Origin of the sequence: Sphingopyxis sp. L1A2A, from assembly GCF_005502465.1 — a bacterium.
In the GTDB taxonomy this organism is placed as follows: domain Bacteria; phylum Pseudomonadota; class Alphaproteobacteria; order Sphingomonadales; family Sphingomonadaceae; genus Sphingopyxis.
The window spans coordinates 17,435-30,467 of the sequence record NZ_SCOT01000040.1 but is presented as its reverse complement, the minus strand read 5'-3'; the positions used below and the strand labels follow the sequence as shown (position 1 = coordinate 30,467).

Here is a 13,033-nt window from a genome sequence, read left to right as displayed (position 1 = left end):
ATCAACGCACGCATGGCGAAGCTCGCCAAGCGACGGGCACAGGGAAGAGCCGCCTACACCGACGCTAAATCCCGCGACAGCTAAGCGATGGCGGTTTCCTGACCACGCTTACTGCGAAGCCCTTTTTCCCGCGATTCACAGTCACGAACTCGCTCAAGTCACAGTTCTAAAAATCGGCAATCAAACCTCGTGCGTGCAAAAAGCGGCGCCCGTCGCTGCTATCCTGCTTCGCGGGCGGTCGCTTCAAGCTGCGCGATTCGCTCGTTGCATATTTGCTCGACGATCTTCGCGAGTACTCCCACCCGCTCTCCGAGCCACACCAATTCATCGTCGGTGATGCGATAATGCTTCGAGTAGCGTGCCTTAATATAGGCCTCCTTCAACTTCTCGAACCGCGAGCGATCGGCTTTCGTTTCGCGCGGCCACGCATCGCTGAGCCGAGGATCAAGGCGCTCGGCCTGTGTACGCAGGAATGCGAGATTGTGAACGTGCGGAGTATAGAAGCTGCAGACGAGAAGTGCGCAATGATAGTAGCGTTCGGTTGCTTGATGCAGCTCAAATGCTGCCTTCTTCAGCCTCTCTCGCTCAAGATTTGAGCGGAAATCATCAGCAAACTCGTCGGCGCTCGGAAACCACTCGTCGAAATACTCTCGCGCCAGCTCAAGCGCAGCATGTGGCGACTTCGGCTGTGGCTCGGGCAGTTCATCGTCGACCGCCTGATAAATCGCGATCCCGTCACGCGCGACGTCCATGAAAAAATAGCGTCCCTGCGACAGCCCGGCATTCACCTCACCGACACTGTGGACGATGAAGTTCACCGGCGTGCGCAGCGTCTTCGTGACGGAAAGCTCGCGGATCAGCCGATCGTCGAGCTTCGACCAATATTCGACGCGGTCCGTCAGCCGATCGTCGTTGACGATAATCAACAGGTCATAGTCCGACTGGTAGCCCTTGGCGGTGTGCGGCTCGTCGACCCAGCCGCCGCGCGCATAGCTGCCGTAGAGAATGATTTTGGAAATCCGTCCCTTGCGCTTCCAGTCCTGCGTCGCGAGCGCCAGCGCATCCTCGAATTCCTCGAAGACGATCTGGACGATCCGTTCGAGTTCGCGCTGTTTGTGCGGGGGGAGATGATCGAGACTGCTGCGCATTGCGGTCACCCTAACAAGGTGGCGACACCCTTGCACGCCGAGATTGAACCAGCCTCAAGGATGCCGCCGACCGCGGTCAATCTGCCGGATTCCACAGCAGGGCATAGACGTCTGGATTGTCCTGCCCCGCCGCGCGGCCGAGATTGGCATAGATGCGCCGCGGCCCGAACTCGGGAGCTTCGAGGGTCAAGGATACATAGAGGTTGCCCGTCGCCTCGCTGCGCCGCAGCCAGCCGGCGCCGCATTCGACGCCGTTCGACCAAACGCGATAGTCGGGCTGCACGTCGCCGCTCTTGCTGGGGTTGGGGCGGATTTCGATGGGGACGCGGATCGAGATCGTCGCGAGCTGGCCGACAAAGCCCTTCTCGTTCGTTCCGCTGACAAGACCGATTGCGGCCATGATGATACTCCTGCGAAGCCCGGGGCCATCCCCGGGGCACCGGCGGCCAGGGAATGGCGACAGGCCCGCGCGTGCACCCGAAGGGCCGAAGCGACAGCGAAGGACGGCGCCGCACCGGCTTTTTGCGCGCGAAGCGCCTGCGAGGAGGCCGCATGGCCGGGGAAAAAGGCGGTGCGGCGCCGTTGCGCGCGCGGACGCGCCATTCATCTCGCCGGATCTGCACCGGCTGGCACCGTGCGTGCCGGAATGGCGATGGACGGCAAGGATTTGCTCACCGGAGCACGCTATGGGCAGCGCATGAGACCGACGATCACCGCCGCCTTCCTTCTTTTCGCGCTCCCTGCCTCGGCGCAGCAGGTCAGCGGCCCGGCCCGCGCGGCCGACGGGGATTCGCTCGATCTCAGCGGAATATCGGTGCGGCTCTTCGGCGTCGATGCGCCCGAGCTGGCGCAAAGCTGTGAACGCGGCGGCGCGCTCTGGACTTGCGGAAAGCAGGCGGCCTCCAAGCTCGCGAGCCTCGTCGCCGGGAAATCGGTCGTGTGCGAGCAGAAGGATATCGACGATTATGGACGGATCGTCGCCACCTGCCGCGCGGGTTCGATCGATCTTGGCGGTGCGATGGTCGATGCGGGCCTCGCCGTCGCCCTGCCACATTTCAGCGACCGCTATGTCGCATCCGAGGCTCGCGCCCGCGCGGCCAGTGTCGGCTTGTGGAACGGCACGTTCCAGATGCCAGCGGACTATCGCGCCGCGCATCCGAGGCCGGGGCAGCGGACACCGGGCCTTTCGCGCGATGCGGCGCGAGCGCGTGCGCCGGACCGCGCGCCATCGCCCGCTCCTTCGGGCGTCTATTTCCGCAATTGTAAGGAGGCCTGGGCAGCGGGCGCGGCCCCGCTGCGGCGAGGCCAGCCCGGTTACCGGCCCGAAATGGACGGCGACGGCGACGGCATTGCGTGCGAGCCCTATCGCGGCCGCTAGCGCGTCACGACCTTTTCAGGGCAACCACAAGGGGCGCTGCTGCCAATTCACCGGGAACCCCATCGATCTAAAGTCCCCTTCGGGTTGGGTCGCGAGATGCGCTGCGATGTCGGCGATCCAGGTCGAGCCCGGCGCCACGGTGCGGACGACATGTCCGATCATGCAAATCGCATTATAGATCTTCGCCGGAGCCTGTGTCGCATTCTGATCGATCGTGGCCTGTAGCGATTTCGGTTTCTGCGCGAGCTTCGGCGGCGCGAGGAAGCCGCGGTTCCAGAGCCGGCCGTGGTGCGCGCAGATGTTCCGGATATCGGTCACATGGCGGACAAGCGGCACGAGAACCGTTTCGGGGAGGCCGAGCGGCACCGCGATGCGGTTGCGGAGCGCCCGGTCGGCGAGGCTCGAATACCAGCGTGAAAGATGGCCGAACGACATCATTTCGGCGACCATCCAGACCGGCGGCAACGCCGGCACATCGTAGTTTTGACGGTAATGTTTAATGTAGGTCTCGTTCGAGCGCCCGACTTCGCCGGCAAGTTTCGAGAGGCGGAGATGATAGTCCTTGCGATCGCTGTAGAGACTGGCGTCGAGATAGCTGTGGCCATCACCGAGTTCCGCGAGATGATAGGCCCAGCTTCCCCGTAGCGCGACCTCGACATGTTCGGTTCCGCGCATCAGCAGGCGCCGGAGCAGGCGATCGAAATCATAAAGGGCGGTGACGCGTTCGAAAGTCGTGCCGGGGAAAAAGCGCGGCCCCTGATGGCCTTTGGGATGTTCGAAATAGAGCCAATAAGCGCTGAGACGATAATAGCTCACATGGCGAAGCCAGGCCTCGGCTGCAGGCTCGTCGGCAATTTCCATTCCGTTCGCACGAAGATGGGCGATTTGCTGCGCGTAGGTGAGGGTGGGCTTGTTAAAGGATCGTGACATGAAGCCTGTTCATGCGTCAGCGGAGCCCAAAATAAAAGACCCGCCCAGTGTGCATGTCCTTGCGAACAGAGGCCGGGCGGGTGCGATTGATGCCCACATAGGGTACGGGTGCGAACAAATCAATAACAAGCGTTGCAGCGCAACACGAAATAGGACCGGCCGAGCAGGCCGGCAAAGACAAGGATCGTCGTGACAAATCGAGGTCGAGGCGACAAATCGAGGTCCTCAGCCAAAAAGACTCATTCTGGATCCAATTGCGTGGCGCGGGCTTGCCCTGACGTTACGTCCGGCTATGCTGGCCGGGCACCGGGCCAGAAGGCGCGCGGTGCCGGAACGTAAGAATTCTGCTCGGGCCTTTATGATATTCCCATCCGTTGCCGGGTGGCCGACGCGTATGTCCAGGCTTTCGGGCTAAAGGCGGCGGCGCATATTTTTCCGAGTATGTTCTTACCGCCCGGCACACCGTTCTTCCGGTCCGACCGGAGGCGATGGACATGGATTTCGACGACGAACAGAATCGCGCGCACGCCTTGAGCAGCGGCGACCCGGTGCCGCCGTCCGATTGGACGGGCTTTGGTCCATTGGCGAGCATGGAAGCGATCTACACTGCGCATCAGCCGGCGCTCGCACGCTATCTGCGCCGCCGCGCGCCGAAGCAGGACCTCGGCGATCTCGTCCAGGAATGCTTCCGCCGCCTTGCCATGGCGAAGGGCGGAAAGCTGGCACTGATCGAAAAGCCCGGAGCCTATCTCGTCAGCACCGCCCGCAACCTGCTCACCGATCGGGCGCGCGCAGACACTGCGCGTCTGACGTCGCAGCACCATAGTTTCGAGGATGAGGATATCGCCGGCCCTGACCCCCATGCAGCGCTCGAAGCGCGCGACACGATGCGGCGCGTCGGCGAGGCGATTGAGAAATTAAAGCCTCAAACTGGTTCTATATAGACCGAGAAGGCCATAAGCTGATCGAGGGACATGCCGTCCTCGGCATAGATGTCGTGCAGCTTCGGCGACACATCGGCGAGCTTGAGGCGCTGCTTCACGACCGCCGGGGTAACCATGAAGGTCGCCGCCACGGTTTCGATGTCGCTGCCCTGCTCGACGAGCTTCTGCATGGCGCGGAACTGGTCGAGCGCGTGCAAAGGCTCGCGATGGACATTTTCGGCCAGCGAATCTTCCTCGGCCGACACGGTGTCATCGTCGCGCACGATGCAGGGCACGGGTTCGGTCTTCGCCATGCGGCGCTGCTTCACGAGTTGCTGCAACGCCCGGAAGCGGCGCCCGCCGGCAGGGACTTCGAAGCGCCCCGTCTCGTTGCCTTCTTCGTCGCGCTGCGCCCGAACCGTCAGGCTCTGGAGCAGGCCGCGCCGTTCGATGTCGGCCGCAAGGCCGTCGATCGACACACCCGCCTTAACGCGCCGCACATTAGCCTGGCTCAGCATGAGGGCGCTGAACGGGATGTCCCGCGCGCCGCTGAGCGTGATCTTCGCATGTTTCGTCATGACTCGTCTCCATGACGGGCCGCCGCGAGACTCTCTCCCGGCTTTCAACCCGCCATGGCTCCGGCGCAGCCCTCTTCCTCTAGGGAAGCGGACCACGCCGAACCGAGAGTCGACGCCGGATCAGCGCACCGACGCGAGCAATTTTGCTCCCTTTCCTTCGAGCTCCAGCCGCGCGTCCTGATGCGGGCGATCGCGCGCCACAGCATTGATGCCCTGGACGAAATCGAAGATCGACGATGGCGGATGCCCTTCTTCCTGGAGGACAGTGGCGATGATCTTGTCGGTCTCGCTTTTCGAGAATCCGCGCTTGCGCAGGAAGTTCTGCCGTTCGTCGCCGTCGCGCGCGACGATGGCGGCTCGCGCGGCCTTGATGCCATTCAGGAAGGAACCCGCCGAAGACGCAGCGAACCGCTCAAGCGCGGGCGCCGCCTCCTGCGCGAAGCGGCCAGCGGCGAACTTGCTGTGACGAATGCTTATTTCCTCGAAACCCTCCGCACCCCAGATATTCCGGTTCATGCAAACGGCGCGAAGATAGAAGGTTGCCATGCCGAGCGTCTTCGATCCGACTTCGCTGTTCCAGCAGTAGAAGCCGCGAAAGAAGAGGTCAGGATCGCCATTGGGCAGGCGCCCGGCCTCGATCGGATTGGCATCGTCGACGAGAAAGAGAAACACGTCGCGGTCACTCGCATAGAGCGTCGTCGTGTCCTTCGTGACCTCGACGAACGGATTGTGCCGCATCGTTGACCAGTCGAGCATGCCCGGCACTTTCCAGCGCGTGTCGCCCGTTCCATTGCCCGCGATCTTCATAACCGCCGACACCAGCTCATGGTCCCAGATGCGCCCATAATCCGGGCCGGTGACGGCACGCAGTTCGGTGCGGCCGTCGCCCGTCTCGAGGGTTTTCACCAACTCGCCGCGATGCGCGAGCAACCCGTGCTGCATGTTGATCCCCGCCAGGGCCGCAGGCAGCTGGCGCAAATAGCCCGAAGGTGCGCCCACAAGGCTGCAGAGCTGGCCGAAGGACCAATGGGTCGGCGCCACAGGCGCGTCGCGGTCAGGAAGCAGGAGGGTGAGCCGCTCCGGATTGTCGGTGGCGGCCTCGACGCGGATCGCGCGCGTCTCGACTGTCCGGGCCGTTGCGGCCTCGGCACGCGCGCGGACCGCGTCAAAAAGCTCGTTCAAGGAAAGGTAGCGCTCGTCCTCGGGGCGCGAGAACCATTCGGATGAAACGCGGCCAAGGCGCTGACCGCGCGAGATATCGACCTTGTAGCCCGGCGCGTGATCGGCGGGCGCCGCTTGGATAGGGTGGGTCATGGCAAATCTCCGCGACGAGCGCTCGGAGCCTCTCTCCAAGCCCTTGCCCGTCACGGGTTTCCCCGTTCCCCTCTCACTCTATGGGCCAGCGGGCGTAGCGCGCCGGGCCCGCGGACTGGCGCGGCGCATGCCGCGCGAGACAAGCTGGCCACCCTAAAGCTACCGCGCCTATCCGTATCTGCGATATTCTTTGGAGACATTGTGGAGACAAAGCGGCGTGTCATTGCCCGTGTCACCACAAAACGCGCTGACCGCGCGACACTAAGTGACTTATTTTCAGTGGAAAACTGGAGCGGGCGAAGGGATTCGAACCCTCGACCCCAACCTTGGCAAGGTTGTGCTCTACCCCTGAGCTACGCCCGCTCTGGCGGCTGAAACCGGTCGGTTCCAGCGGGTGAGGCGGGCGATTAGCACCGGCTTTTTGACTCGGCAAGCCCTGTTTGCGTTTTTTGCCGAAGGGTTGGCATATCGCCTGCAAATCCCACATAAGCGGGGTCAGAGTCTTTTCCGTCGGCGTGCAAGCGACCGGAAACGAAAAACAGGAGCATGATTGCGTGGCCACATTGGGTCTGAATCCACAAGAGAAGGAAGCCGTCGAAGCGTTCCGCCGCGATGTCGTCGAGCCGTCGATGACCAATTTGGTCATCCTCGATTTCTGGGCCGAATGGTGCGGGCCGTGCAAGCAGCTGACCCCGATCCTGGAAAAGGTCGCCGCCGATTACGCCGACAAGGGCGTGCTGCTCGCCAAGGTCGATGTCGACGCGAATCGCTTCATCGCCGGGCAGTTCCAGGTCCAGTCGATCCCGACCGTCTATGCGATTTTCCAGGGCCAGCCGGTCGCCAATCTGACCAACGCCCGCACCGAAAGCCAATTGAAGACGATGCTCGACCAGCTCCTCGCGCAGCTGCCGATCGAAAGCGCCGCGACGGCGCGCGCGGTCGAGATCGCGCCGCTGATCGACATGGGTGAAACCGTCCTCGCCGAGGGCGACGGAGAGCGCGCGGCGGGCATTTTTGGCCAGATCCTCGAGATGGCGCCCGACAATGCCGCAGCGCATGGCGGGCTGATCCGCGCCTTTGTTCTCGCCGGTGACCTGACCAGCGCGCAGGGCGTGCTCGACATGGTGCCCGCCGAGATCGCCGACGATCCGGCGATCGCGCAGGCGAAAAGCGCGCTCGCGCTCGCCGCCGATGCGCCCGGCGCGGGCGAACTTGCGGCGTTCGAGGCCGCGGTCGCGGCCGATCCCGGCGACCATCAGGCGCGGTTCGACCTTGCCAGCGCGCAGATCGGTGCCGGGCAGCGCGACGCCGCCGCCGACAATCTGCTCCACATCGTCGCCGCCGACCGCGAATGGCAGGAGGATGCGGCACGCGCCAAGCTGCTGTCGCTGTTCGAAGCCGTTGGGCTGGAAGATCCATGGGTCGCGGCGCAGCGCCGCCGCCTGTCGCTGATCCTGTTCGGTTGATGAACGCCGAAGCGCCCTTGACCATCCAGCGGATCGCGATTTTTCCGCTATCCGGCGCGGTGCTGTTTCCCGGTCTGCACCTGCCGCTGCATATTTTCGAGCCGCGCTATTCGGCGATGGTGCAGGAGGTGCTGGCGCGCGACCGCCAGATCGGGATGATCCAGCCGCGCGTGCTGCCCGGCGAAGAAAGCCGCGAACCGCCCGCGCTCTACGACGTCGGCTGCGTCGGACGGATCGTCGATGTCGAGGCGCTCGACGAAGGACGCTTCAACCTGGTGCTCGAAGGCGTCGCGCGCTTTCGCGTCCGCCGCGAACTCGACGTCATCACCCCGTTTCGCCAGGTCGAGGCCGAGATCGAGACCGAGATCGAGGACGACGCGGTGCTGTCGAGCGTCGAGCGCGCGAGCCTCGAGCGCGAGGCGAAGCGGTTTGCGGCGCGGCAGGGCTATGTCGTCGACTGGGATTCGGTCGGCCAGCTCGACGATGCGACGCTGGTCAACGGGATCGCGCAGGTCGCGCCGTTCGATGCCGCCGCGAAACAGGCGCTGCTCGAAGCGACGCCGATCGACGCGCGCGCCGAGCTGGTCGTCCAGCTGATGCAGTTTTTCGGGCGTTACGACAGCGACGACGGCCGCGCCACGCTGCAATAAGCGTCCCCTAGTTCAGCTTCCGGGGCACCGCGTGACGGACGATGTCGGCCAGCGCGCGGCGCACGATATGGCGGTCGCTTTCGCAGAGCCGTTCGCTCGCTTCGCGCACCGTCAACTGGTGGCGAACCAGCGCCTGCTCGGCGGCGACCCGCGCTTCGACTCGGTCGCGCTCACCCCGCGCTGTCCGCAGCAACCCGGCGCGGCGGCGCGTCGCCCAATCGGCGACCAGGCGATCGGCGGCCCGCGTGGCCAGCCCGTCGGCGGCGCGCGCCTCGGTCGCGGCCTCGGCCGCCGGGTCGATCAGCCAGTCGTCGGCGCCGTCGGCCTGCAACGCATCGAGCGACAGCGTCGCCGCAATGTGCCGCCGCCCCGCCGCGCGCTGGTCGCCGTGCAGGCGCAGGCGGAGCGCCTGCAGCTCGGCGCGCAGCTGCCAGTTCACAAAAGTGGTGAATCGCGCCCGCGCCGGATCATAGCGTTCGGCGGCGCGGTGGAGCGCAATCGCGCACACCTGATCGGCATCGTCGGCGACATCGGCGAGACCGTAGCTGCGGGTAAAATAACGGATGCGCGGTGCCGCCAGCGCCGCCAGCCGGGCGAACGCCCGGTCGGCGAGCGCCCGCGCCCGCGCCCCCGGCGCCGCATCGAGCGCGGTTCGCGCCTGGATATAGTCCGTCACCGCTGCTTCGAGCGCGTCGCTTTTTGCCGACATGGTCCTGTCCCCCTCGTGCCGCGGCGTGGGTGCCGCTGGAGCCGGGATAGGGAAATAGGGTGAGCGGCGGGCTGCTGAGGGACTAGGTAGAAATACCTATATGGGCGCTTCCTCATTTGCCGTTCGTGTCGAGCGAAGTCGAGACGCCGTGAAGGCGTGCGCGGACGACAGGTATCTCGACTTCGCTCGATACGAACGGATATTCAGACCTCCGTCCCCGCGAGCAGCCGGGGCAAATCGCCGGCTTCGCCGCGCGCCTCGTCCATGAAGAAGCGCTTGAGCAGCGGCATGCGCTGGACCGCGCCGAGGCCGGTGCGGCGCACCGCGGCGGCGGTGCGGCCGGGGATGCCGAACAGACGGGTGAGCCCGTCGGTCGCCAGGCTGACCATCATATTGTCGAGCCCGCGCCAGCGTTGATAGCGCGCGAGCAAGGCCGCATCGCCCAGGTCGAGCCCGAGCCGCGCCCCCTCGACCAGCACCTCGGTCAGTGCCGCGACGTCGCGCAGGCCCAGATTCAGCCCCTGTCCGGCGATCGGATGGATGCCGTGCGCGGCGTCGCCGACCAGCGCGATGCGCTGCGCGACGATCGACGCGCTGTGGTGAAACCCCAGCGGATAGGTCATGCGCGGCGCGACGAGCTCCATCGCGCCGAGTACCCCGCCCGCGCGCTTCTGCAATTCGGCGACGAAACCGCGTGGCCCGAGTTTGGCAAAGCCGGGGCCGTCCTTTTCGGAGACCGTCCACACGAACGCCGAGCGGTGCCGCCCTTCGGCATCGTCGACCAGCGGCAGCAGCGCGAAGGGACCGGAGGGGTAGAAGATTTCGTGCGCGACATGGCCGTGCGGCCGTTCGTGCGCCACCGCGCCGATCAGCGCATGATGGTGGTACGACCAGTTGGCGATGCTGAACCCCGCCGCGTCGCGGGTCGGCGAGCGGCGGCCCTCGGCGACGATCAGCAGCGGCGCGGCAAGCCTTGTGCCGTCGGCGAGGGTCAGCGTGACGCCATGGCCGCCGACGTCGCGCGCGGTGACGCTCGCCGGCATGTGCAGCCGCACCAGCGGCGCATCGGCGAGCGCCGCGGCCAGCGCGAGGCGGAGCTGGCGGTTTTCGACCATCGTGCCGAGCGGCGGATCGCCATCGGCGGTGACGAAGTCGAGGTCGCCGCCGCGCCCGCTGTCGGGGGCGCCGTCGCCCACCTTGATCGCGCGGATCGGACAGCCATGGCCGACCAGCCGCGGCGCGATTCCCAGCACCTCGAACATCTGCCACGTCGCGCTGGCGATCGCCGACGCGCGGCCGTCGAACCCCGGCGCGATCGTCGCCACCGGGTCGGCGGGATCGACGATCTGGACCGACAGGCCATGATGCGACAGGGCCAGGGCGAGCACCTGGCCGACCAAGCCGCCCCCCGAAATCAGGACATCGCTGCGCAGCGTTTCACTCATGGACCGGCCCTAGCGCGCGGCAGGGCGGTTGGAAAGCCTGTGGGCGAGCGCCGGGCCGCGCTTGACGGCGAGTCCGCCGCATGTGCATATCGCCGTGGTGAATTGATGGGGACCATAGACAGCATGGCTAGCCGCAAGGGCGCACCGGTGAAGGCCGATTGGCGCACCGTTTTCCGCCAAAGCATCGCGCGATCGCTGGTGATCGGCGCGGCGGCGGCGCTCGGCCTGTTCACTTTGTTCCTGACCCTGGCGCTCGCGACCTATGACAGCACCGATGCGGCGCTCAACACCGCCGCCGACGGCACCGCCGCCAACTGGATGGGCAGCATCGGCGCGTGGTTCGCCGATCTGGGCCTGTCGATCGGCGGCATTGGGGTCGCGTTGCTGCTGCCGCTGCTCGGGCTCCTTGCGTGGCGGCTGTGGCTGGGCGAAGCGCAGCCCTATTGGCCGCGCCAGCTCGCCTACAGCTTCGTCGGCATCCTGCTCGTCGGGCTGGGCGCCGAACTGTGGGCGCCGGCCACCAGCGCCCCGATGCCCGCGGGCTGGGGCGGTATCATCGCGCTGCTCATCGGCGGCGCGATCACGCCGCTGTTCGCTGCCGCGGGCGAACCCGCCGCGGCGCTGATCCGCATCGCCACCATCCTGTTGCTCGTCACCACCGGGCTGTGGCTCGCATGGCGCGCGCTGCGGCTGGAAAAGGGGTGGGCGGCACGCTTCCGCTTGCCCGCCGCCGAGCGCAGCCGCATCGCCGAGCCGGCGCCCCCCGCCGACGATGGCGCCGGGGCACCAAACCTGATGGAGCGCGTCGTGCGCCCGCGCGCGATCGCCGAGCCGAGCGACCGCGCGCCGCCCGAGATCGCCGATCCGGCGCAGCGCACCGCGCCGTCGAAACCTCGGCCCAAGCCGCAGACCGAGCTGTTCACCAATTACCAGCTGCCGTCGATCGACCTGCTCGCGCCGCCGCCGCCGGGCCCGACCGGCCAGATCGACAAGGCGGGGTTGGAGCGCAACGCCCGCCTGCTCGAATCGGTGCTCGAGGATTTTCAGGTCAAGGGCGTCGTCACCGCGGTCCGCCCCGGCCCCGTCGTCACCATGTACGAGCTCGAGCCCGCACCGGGCACCAAGGCCAGCCGGGTGTCGAACCTGGCGGACGATATCGCGCGCAACATGTCGGCGCTGTCGGCGCGTATTGCACCGATCCCCGGGCGCACCGTCATCGGCATCGAGCTGCCCAACGCGCACCGCGAGGCGGTGGTGCTGCACGAAATCATCGGCAGCGCGCTGTTTCAGGATCAGACCGGCGCGCTGCCGATCATCCTCGGCAAGAATATCAGCGGCGACCCGATGATCGCCGACCTGGCGCCGATGCCGCACCTGCTGATCGCGGGTACGACCGGATCGGGCAAGTCGGTCGGGCTCAACGCGATGATCCTCTCTTTGCTCTATCGCCTTGGCCCCGATCAGGTAAAGATGATCATGATCGATCCCAAGATGCTGGAACTCAGCGTCTATGACGACATCCCGCACCTGCTCGCGCCCGTCGTGACCGAACCCAAAAAGGCGATCCGGGCGCTGAAATGGGCGGTCGAGCAGATGGAGGACCGGTACCGGATGATGTCGTCGCTGTCGGTCCGCAACCTCGCGTCCTACAACGACAAGGTGCGCGGCGCCCTGGCCAAGGGCAAATCCTTGGGCCGCCGCGTCCAGACCGGCTACGACCCCGACACCGGCCAGCCGATCTATGAGGAGGAGGCGCTCGATTACGCGCCGCTGCCGCAGATCGTCATCGTCGTCGACGAACTTGCCGATTTGATGATGACCGCGGGCAAGGAGGTCGAATTCCTGATCCAGCGGCTCGCCCAGAAGGCGCGCGCCGCGGGCATCCACCTGATCCTCGCGACCCAGCGCCCCTCGGTCGACGTCATCACCGGCGTCATCAAGGCGAATTTGCCGACGCGGATCAGCTTCAACGTGACGTCAAAGATCGACAGCCGCACCATTTTGGGCGAGGCGGGCGCCGAACAATTGCTCGGCAAGGGCGACATGCTCTACGTCCCCGGCGGCAAGCAGATCACGCGTATCCACGGGCCCTTCGTGTCCGACGACGAGGTGCGCGCGGTCGCCGATCACTGGCGCGGCCAGGGCCGTCCCGACTATGTCGACAGCGTCACCGAGGACCCCGAGGACGGCGGTTTCGCGATGGAAGGTGCCCCCGCGGGCGGCGACAGCGCCGAGGACCGCATGTATGCCAAGGCGTGCCAGATCGTCGTCGAAAGCCAGAAGGCGTCGACCAGCTGGCTGCAACGCCAGCTGCGGATCGGATACAATAGCGCCGCGCGGATGATCGAACGGATGGAGGAGGAGGGGCTGGTCAGCCCGCCCAACCACGTCGGCCGCCGCGACGTGCTCACCGACCAGTACGGCCAGCAGCGGTAGGGAACCATTGCCGACCTCGCGGCTTGAACGGCGTCTAACCGGCAGGTTCACGGCGG

At 66.0% G+C, this 13,033-nt stretch carries 11 protein-coding genes, 1 tRNA gene and 1 pseudogene; 5 read left to right on the top strand and 8 right to left on the bottom strand.

Going from position 1 to position 13,033, the window contains the following annotated elements; genetic code table 11:
* Positions 1–218: 218 nt before the first annotated feature.
* The gene (locus FFS68_RS15780) at positions 219–1,148 is read right to left on the bottom strand and encodes a HEPN domain-containing protein (protein ID WP_137754147.1); all 930 of its coding nucleotides are present in this window, start codon (positions 1,146–1,148) and stop codon (positions 219–221) included.
* Positions 1,149–1,224: 76 nt separating this feature from the next.
* Complete coding sequence (locus FFS68_RS15775) at positions 1,225–1,548, bottom strand: DUF736 family protein (RefSeq protein WP_137754146.1); 324 nt, start codon at positions 1,546–1,548, stop codon at positions 1,225–1,227.
* Between the two features lie 252 nt (positions 1,549–1,800).
* On the opposite strand from FFS68_RS15775, the gene FFS68_RS15770 reads away from it, so the two are divergent.
* A complete protein-coding gene (locus tag FFS68_RS15770) occupies positions 1,801–2,526 on the top strand; it encodes a thermonuclease family protein (protein WP_249340197.1) in 726 nt (241 codons plus the stop codon).
* A gap of 15 nt (positions 2,527–2,541) precedes the next feature.
* On the opposite strand, the gene FFS68_RS15765 is transcribed toward FFS68_RS15770, so the two are convergent.
* On the bottom strand, positions 2,542–3,456 hold the full coding sequence (locus tag FFS68_RS15765) for an Abi family protein (RefSeq protein ID WP_137754145.1): 915 nt from the start codon (positions 3,454–3,456) through the stop codon (positions 2,542–2,544).
* A gap of 494 nt (positions 3,457–3,950) precedes the next feature.
* Here FFS68_RS15765 and FFS68_RS15760 point away from each other — a divergent pair, with 494 nt between their 5' ends.
* Positions 3,951–4,400 (top strand): sigma-70 family RNA polymerase sigma factor, encoded by a 450-nt coding sequence (locus tag FFS68_RS15760; protein ID WP_171003916.1) that lies wholly within the window; start codon positions 3,951–3,953, stop codon positions 4,398–4,400.
* Here the strand turns inward: FFS68_RS15760 and FFS68_RS15755 are convergent.
* The 3 genes and pseudogenes from FFS68_RS15755 to FFS68_RS15745 all read right to left on the bottom strand — a co-directional run.
* Positions 4,400–4,957: pseudogene (locus tag FFS68_RS15755) on the bottom strand (ParB/Srx family N-terminal domain-containing protein); the annotation flags it as partial. The gene FFS68_RS15760 and the pseudogene FFS68_RS15755 overlap by 1 nt on opposite strands.
* Positions 4,958–5,077: 120 nt before the next feature.
* Positions 5,078–6,271 (bottom strand): DUF932 domain-containing protein, encoded by a 1,194-nt coding sequence (locus FFS68_RS15750; RefSeq protein WP_137754151.1) that lies wholly within the window; start codon positions 6,269–6,271, stop codon positions 5,078–5,080.
* Between the two features lie 288 nt (positions 6,272–6,559).
* Positions 6,560–6,634: transfer RNA gene (locus FFS68_RS15745), tRNA-Gly, on the bottom strand.
* A 191-nt stretch (positions 6,635–6,825) separates the two neighbouring features.
* On the opposite strand from FFS68_RS15745, the gene FFS68_RS15740 reads away from it, so the two are divergent.
* Together FFS68_RS15740 and FFS68_RS15735 are read left to right on the top strand one after the other, a co-directional pair.
* Positions 6,826–7,737, top strand: a complete 912-nt coding sequence (locus FFS68_RS15740) for a tetratricopeptide repeat protein (protein ID WP_137754143.1) — start codon at positions 6,826–6,828, stop codon at positions 7,735–7,737.
* Entirely contained in the window at positions 7,737–8,387 is a 651-nt protein-coding gene (locus tag FFS68_RS15735) for an LON peptidase substrate-binding domain-containing protein (RefSeq protein ID WP_137754150.1), read from the top strand. The genes FFS68_RS15740 and FFS68_RS15735 overlap by 1 nt, the downstream gene beginning before the upstream one ends.
* A 7-nt stretch (positions 8,388–8,394) precedes the next feature.
* Here FFS68_RS15735 and FFS68_RS15730 read toward each other — a convergent pair whose 3' ends face one another.
* Together FFS68_RS15730 and FFS68_RS15725 are read right to left on the bottom strand one after the other, a co-directional pair.
* Entirely contained in the window at positions 8,395–9,096 is a 702-nt protein-coding gene (locus FFS68_RS15730; RefSeq protein WP_137754142.1) for an RNA polymerase subunit sigma-70, read from the bottom strand.
* A 203-nt stretch (positions 9,097–9,299) separates the two neighbouring features.
* Positions 9,300–10,541 carry an FAD-dependent monooxygenase gene (locus FFS68_RS15725; RefSeq protein ID WP_137754141.1) on the bottom strand — a complete coding sequence of 414 codons (1,242 nt, stop codon included), beginning with the start codon at positions 10,539–10,541 and terminating at the stop codon, positions 9,300–9,302.
* Positions 10,542–10,664: 123 nt separating this feature from the next.
* Between FFS68_RS15725 and FFS68_RS15720 the strand changes: the two genes are divergently transcribed.
* Positions 10,665–12,977, top strand: coding sequence for a DNA translocase FtsK 4TM domain-containing protein (locus tag FFS68_RS15720; protein WP_137754140.1), 2,313 nt, complete (start codon positions 10,665–10,667; stop codon positions 12,975–12,977).
* Positions 12,978–13,033 lie beyond the last annotated feature (56 nt).

Bases quoted from the DNA above. Each gene is read 5' to 3' on its own strand.
- FFS68_RS15780 (WP_137754147.1), bottom strand. From the start codon at position 1,148: ATGCGCAGCAGTCTCGATCATCTCCCCCCGCACAAACAGCGCGAACTC.
- FFS68_RS15760 (WP_171003916.1), top strand. From the start codon at position 3,951: ATGGATTTCGACGACGAACAGAATCGCGCGCACGCCTTGAGCAGCGGC.
- FFS68_RS15720 (WP_137754140.1), top strand. From the start codon at position 10,665: ATGGCTAGCCGCAAGGGCGCACCGGTGAAGGCCGATTGGCGCACCGTT.
- FFS68_RS15765 (WP_137754145.1), bottom strand. From the start codon at position 3,456: ATGTCACGATCCTTTAACAAGCCCACCCTCACCTACGCGCAGCAAATC.
- FFS68_RS15770 (WP_249340197.1), top strand. From the start codon at position 1,801: ATGGACGGCAAGGATTTGCTCACCGGAGCACGCTATGGGCAGCGCATG.
- FFS68_RS15775 (WP_137754146.1), bottom strand. From the start codon at position 1,548: ATGGCCGCAATCGGTCTTGTCAGCGGAACGAACGAGAAGGGCTTTGTC.
- FFS68_RS15730 (WP_137754142.1), bottom strand. From the start codon at position 9,096: ATGTCGGCAAAAAGCGACGCGCTCGAAGCAGCGGTGACGGACTATATC.
- FFS68_RS15750 (WP_137754151.1), bottom strand. From the start codon at position 6,271: ATGACCCACCCTATCCAAGCGGCGCCCGCCGATCACGCGCCGGGCTAC.
- FFS68_RS15735 (WP_137754150.1), top strand. From the start codon at position 7,737: ATGAACGCCGAAGCGCCCTTGACCATCCAGCGGATCGCGATTTTTCCG.
- FFS68_RS15725 (WP_137754141.1), bottom strand. From the start codon at position 10,541: ATGAGTGAAACGCTGCGCAGCGATGTCCTGATTTCGGGGGGCGGCTTG.